This window comes from Mesorhizobium montanum, assembly GCF_033977145.1.
GTDB classification, from domain to species: Bacteria; Pseudomonadota; Alphaproteobacteria; order Rhizobiales; family Rhizobiaceae; genus Mesorhizobium; species Mesorhizobium montanum.
Map to the genome: position 1 here is coordinate 1 of NZ_JAVIJF010000051.1, position 5,452 is coordinate 5,452.

Sequence of the window (5,452 nt, forward strand, 5' to 3'; positions counted from 1 at the left end):
GGAGGTCCTTCGCCGCGCCGATCGCCCGGATGTCGGGCTCTCCGATTTTACTGCTCAAGGCTTGGCGATCCTGGTGAACGGCTTCGGCAAGTGGACGCAAGAGCCGGTGTGCTATCAGGCTCTGGTGGAGATCGCCCGCGGTCTCGGCCCCAAGGGCCGTCGCTTCGGCGCTTTCATCACGCCTGCGCTGGGCAACATCGCCAACAGTCTGGCGCGCGGTATCCTGCAGGGCGAGGAAGCCGGGGAGGTGGCCGAACCCGCTTTGCTGAAGGAGCGGCTGCAGCAGCTGGCGCATTATCTCCACTATGCCGAGGACCGGCTGCAGCAGGCCGATGTCCTGGCCATCGCCAACATCTTCAAGGCCCTGAGCAAGGCGCAGTTGTCCGACGATCTGGGTGTGCTCGCAAAGCCGGGGCTGGAGCGGCTGGAGGCGCTGCGCGCCACGCCCGCCTTCGAGCGCGACAACAACCTGGAGACCATGGGCAATCTGTGCGCCGCCCTGCTGCCGCTGGCGCGCAGCCCGCGGCCGGCGTTGCGCTGGTACCGCAGGCCGGCGCTGAACCTGCTCAACGCCATCCAGCCGGTGGTGGAGCGCAAGATCGAGGCGCATCTCGAGGCAGGCCAGGCCGAGCGCGACAGCGGCGCCAATGCAAGCCGCTGCCCGGCGCTGTCGGTCTATCAGGTGCTCAAGACCCGCGCGGTGCTGGAGAAGCTCTACCGGCGGCCCTATGTCGAGGGCGACAAGCTCGCCTTGCGGCGCCGCCAGGAAGAGCTGCACGCCAAGACCAGCCAGATCCTGGACAGCGCCCGCGCCCTCATCGAGGCCGACCTTTCCAACATGAGCTGGAACGTGATCGCCGAGATCGAGGCGGAGGGGCCGCTCGACGCGCTCGACACCTTCATGGCCCAGAACGCGCCGAGCGTCCAGGCCCAGCATGCCGCCGCCGTCTTCGATGTCCATGGCGTGCTTGAGGCCATGGACCACGAGCCGCGGCCGCCGCAAGGCGATGCCGGACTGATGCGGCTGCCGGTGGTCGACATGCAGGGGCGGCCGCTGGCCGGCGAAGCGGAGCTGCGCTATTCCATCTTCCACCGCCTGACCTCGGGGGCTGTCAAGGTGGTTGCGGTGCAGCTGCCGGGCAAGCCGAGCGCCTTCATGCTGGCGCGCACGCTCAGCGTCGAGGGCGTGCCCTACCGCATGGACCTGTTCGGCGGCAGCAAGCTGAAGGCGCCGCAAAAGTCCCTGGCCCAGCTTGCCGCCCGCCTGCCCGGCGCGACCGACGAGGCCACCGGCGGCAAGCTTTTGGCGATCCCCTATGCCGACACGGCGCCGGGGACGGCCTTCGAGCAGCTGGCGCGGGCCTGGGCGCCGTTCAAGGAAGCCTATTACTACACCCAGCGCCGCGGCTTTGCCGCGCCGCCGGACATCCCCGGGCTTGGCCCGCACGACTATGCGCTGGAAGGCGCCTTCAGGCTGTCGCTCCTGCCCGACCGCCCGGCAGGGGCAGCGCATCCCTTCAGGCTCGCCGGGCCGGACGGCCCGATCGCCTTGCGGCCGCATGACGGCTGCGGCTTTATCAGGGCCTCGCTGGCCGAGCGCATGCCGGCCATCGCCCGGGCCGTCCGCCCGGACGGCGCCGCGCCGGTGCGTGTCTTTGGCCAGGGCAAGCGAACCTCGGTGCCGGCCTCGGCCCTGCAGCATTATCCGCGCGACGCAGCGGTGGCCGAGGAGACGCGCGAGAAGGCCGAGGCCTGGCTCGGCAGCCGTGAGCAGCCGAGGCTGACGGCCGAGGAGCTGTTTCGGACCGTCACCTCTGGCCACATCGACGGCCCGGGCGCCGTCGCCGTGCCGTCCGGCGACGGACGCCTTTATGTGCCGACGCTCAAGAGCGAGACCTTGACCGCCGATGGCGGCGTGCTTGTCGGGCGCTCGCCCTACGACAAGCCGAACCTGCGCCCGTTCACCGCCGGCCAGGTCAGGTCGGCGCGCGACGGCGACGCGACCGCGGCGTTCCTGGACCGGTGCGTGGCCTTCCAGTACAGCTTCAACGTCGCGCACAAGTCGGGGGAAAGGCTTGCCGCCGACGATCCGACCTTGTTTGCCAAGGGCATCCTGATCGTGGTGCCCGACCGGATGTGGCCGGCCGCCTTCGCCGAGCGTTCGGTGGTGATGTCGGCCGAGGACGTCAAGTGCCATTCGCACTGGCTCGAGGGCAAGGACCGGGTCAAGGCCGACACCGGGCTCGACTGCGTCGGCATCCTGCAGGCGACGGAGGTGTTCGCGCCCGGCTCGCTGGTTGCGGTGCCGAGCGCCGAACAAAAGAAGCTCGACGGCGATTTCGACGGCGACACCGTTGTCATCGTCGGCGACCGGCCCAGGCTCTACGAGCATGTGCGCCAGTTCGACCAGAAGGAGCAGGCGCGCGGCCTGGCCTCGCTGAAGCCGCCGAAGTCGCACACGCCGGCCATCGAGAACGGCGACTACCAGTTCAGCCGCTCCCGGCAGATCCTGTCGGCCACCCAGCAGGTGCTGGAGAGCTACAGCTGCCTGCAGCGCAACGTCCTGGCGCAGCCGCTTGAAGCGCAACGCTGGTTTGCCGAGCGTGCCGTCTTCGGCACTTACGAGGGCATTCACCATGAGCTCAGGGCCGACATCCGCGTCCAGCTGCAGGCAGAGCGGCCGGACGGCCAGGCCATGCAGGGGCTCCTCGAGAGGGCCAGGCAGGACGGCGAGGCGGCCCGGCATCCGGTGGCCCGCGAACTGGCCGCCTTGCTGGTCAGCGAGCTCGAGACCTGGGCCCACCAGGGCAATGACGAGCAGCCCAACGGGGAGCAGCCCAAGGGCGAGCCGTTGGCGCGAGCCACGGCCTCGACCAGCGCACCTGCTGGCGTCAGCGCCGCCGCCGGCGCGCTGTTTCCCGAGCTTGCCGAATCCTATCCGGCAGCCGCCGACGCCAGGGAGCGCGTCGAGCTCCTGCTCGACCACTGCCGGGCGCGCATCGATCCGCGGCCCGACGGCTACAACCCGCACGATCTGCACGAAAGCGCCATCAACCTGTTGAGCGTCGGCATCAAGGTCGGCACCGACGCCTACAAGTCCGACACCGGGGCGCGGCTGTTCATGAAGAAGAGCGCCGATCTGCAGCGGCTCCTGCAGCAGGTCCCGGGCCTGAAGCCGGCGCCCTATGTCAAGGCGCTGGCGGCAACGCTGCACCAGGGCCGCTTCGACGTCGACGCCAGCCTGGCGGATCTGAAGGACAATCCGACACTGGCGGCCTCGGTCATGGAGGCCTCGATCAAGCTTGCCGCCGCGAACGGCATCCTGCCCAGCCCCTTGGACGTCGCGGAAGCCGACGACCCCGCCGCCACGATCACGCTGAGCCGCGAGCAGGCCCTGGAGCACGCCAGGCGCGCAGCCCAGCGCGCCGCGGCGGAGGAAGGCGCCATCACCGCGACCGCGCAGGCGGTCGCCGCGCTTTTGCGGCAAGCCGGCAACGAGGTGACCATGCCGCATCTCGAGCAGCGCCTGCGCGGGCGCTCCTCGATGGCCGACGGGCTCACCGGCCAGAGCGTGAGCGCCGCGCCCGAGGCCCAGCTGCTCACCAATGCGGTGCGCCATGTCTTCGAGATCCCGGACGCGGCCCTGACGCGCGCCTTCAAGACGGCCGTGCTGGCCTTCGAGGAGCGCGGCTGCAGCGAGGTCGAGACAACCAACTGGTTCAGGATGCGCACGCCGAGCTTCCTCGCCATCCGCACCGTGTTCAGCACCCCGCAGGGCTATCGCTTCGAGGCCGAGTTCCATACGCCGGCCAGCTACCGGGCCAAGCTCGCCAACCACGACCTCTACAAGCAGATCGGCTGGCTGCGGCGGCATCCCGGGCCGGACGCCGAGCAAAAGGCCGACGAGCTCGTGCAGAGCGTGCGGGACAGATGCCTCGAGGTCGCCATTCCCCCCGACGCCTCCAGCATCCCCCACTGGGGCTCGGCGGGCCACAGCCGGTCGCGGACGGCTGGGACCTCCAGGTTGGCCACCGCCGACCGGGCAAGCCAGCCCGCGGCCCCCCGCTCGCCGCAGGCCGGCGCGATCATAGCCGCCCTCGGCATGCGCCCGGTGGTGCTGGTCGGCATGCCGAGCAGCGGCAAGTCGACCATCGGCCGCGAGCTTGCCGGCAAGCTGGGGGTGAAGTTTGTCGACACCGACAAGGAAATCGTGCGCGAGCACGGCAATCTGAGCGATCTGTTCGCGCGCCAGGGCGAGGCCCACTTCAGACAGCTGGAGGCCGAAGAGCTCGCCAAGCAGCTGGAGAAGGGGCCGATCGTCATCGCAACCGGCGGCGGCGGCTTCATCGAGCCCAACAATCGAGCCCTGATCGGCGAGAAGGCGGTGTCGGTCTGGCTCGACACCAACCCGCAAGTGATCCGCAGGCGCCTCAGGAACGACACCAGCCGGCCGCTGCTGCAAGGCCCCGACGGCGAGCAGAAGCTAAGCCGCATGTTCGACGAGCGCCGGCCGCTCTACCAACAGGCCGATATCACCGTGGTCCCGCCCTCCGCAAAGGACAAGGAGAACGCCGAGCCTTGCGTGAAGGCGCTCCACGCCTACCTGTGCGGCGGCGAGGACGCAGCCGCACAGACCCTTGCCAACGAGACCCCTGCCAACGAGACACATGCCAACGAGACACAGGCCAACGAGGCGCCTGCTCCTGAGACGCCTGCCGCTGCCGAGACCCTCCCCACTGCCGGGACATCAGCCATCTCCGACGCTCCCGGCATCGCAGTCGACGTGCCACCTGGCGTTCGGCCGACCGAGCGCCAGGCAGCCGGGCTCCCCCCGGTAGCCGCTGCAGCGCATCGGCTGGCGCTTGGCGCCACCCAATGGCTCCTGGACGACCATATCACGGCCGATTACGCGCTGCTTGGCGAGGCCTTGCACGGGGCCAGTCCCGACATCGCCGCCCGGATCCGATTGGTCGAGCCTTCGGTGACCCATCTGTTGCGCATGACCGAAGACGAGGCCGAAGCGGCCGCCATCTTCCACGGCATCGCCGGCGGCGGGGGCAATTTGGCGGACGCCAGGACCGACTTCGTGTTCCTTCCCCTCAACAATGCCGCGCTTGGCGAGCAGGGCACCCACTGGTCGCTGCTGTTTGTCGATCTGCGCGGCTCCCAGCCGCTCGCCTCTCATTACGACTCCTCAGGCGGCCAAAACAGCGCGCTGGCACAAGAGCTCGCCGCAAAGCTGGGCGCCCGCTTGAAGCCGGTGCTGATGGCCCAGCAGGACAACACCTATGATTGCGGCGTCTTCGTCCTCGACGCCACCCGGGCGCTGACTTCACGCCTGGCTGAAGCCGAACCGCCCACCGGCCGGCCGCTCCACCTCGACACCCTCGTCGCCGACCGCCAGGCCTTGATGGACCGCCTCAGGCCGCTTATCGGCTCCGGTCCATGAAGC

1 protein-coding gene is annotated in these 5,452 nt (G+C 69.6%); it reads left to right on the forward strand.

Annotated features, from left to right (window positions below; genetic code table 11):
- Positions 1-5,449, forward strand: a 5,449-nt coding sequence (locus tag RFM68_RS33310; RefSeq protein WP_430695010.1) for a shikimate kinase, incomplete at its 5' end; no start/stop codon positions are given.
- Between the last annotated feature and the right edge of the window lie 3 nt (positions 5,450-5,452).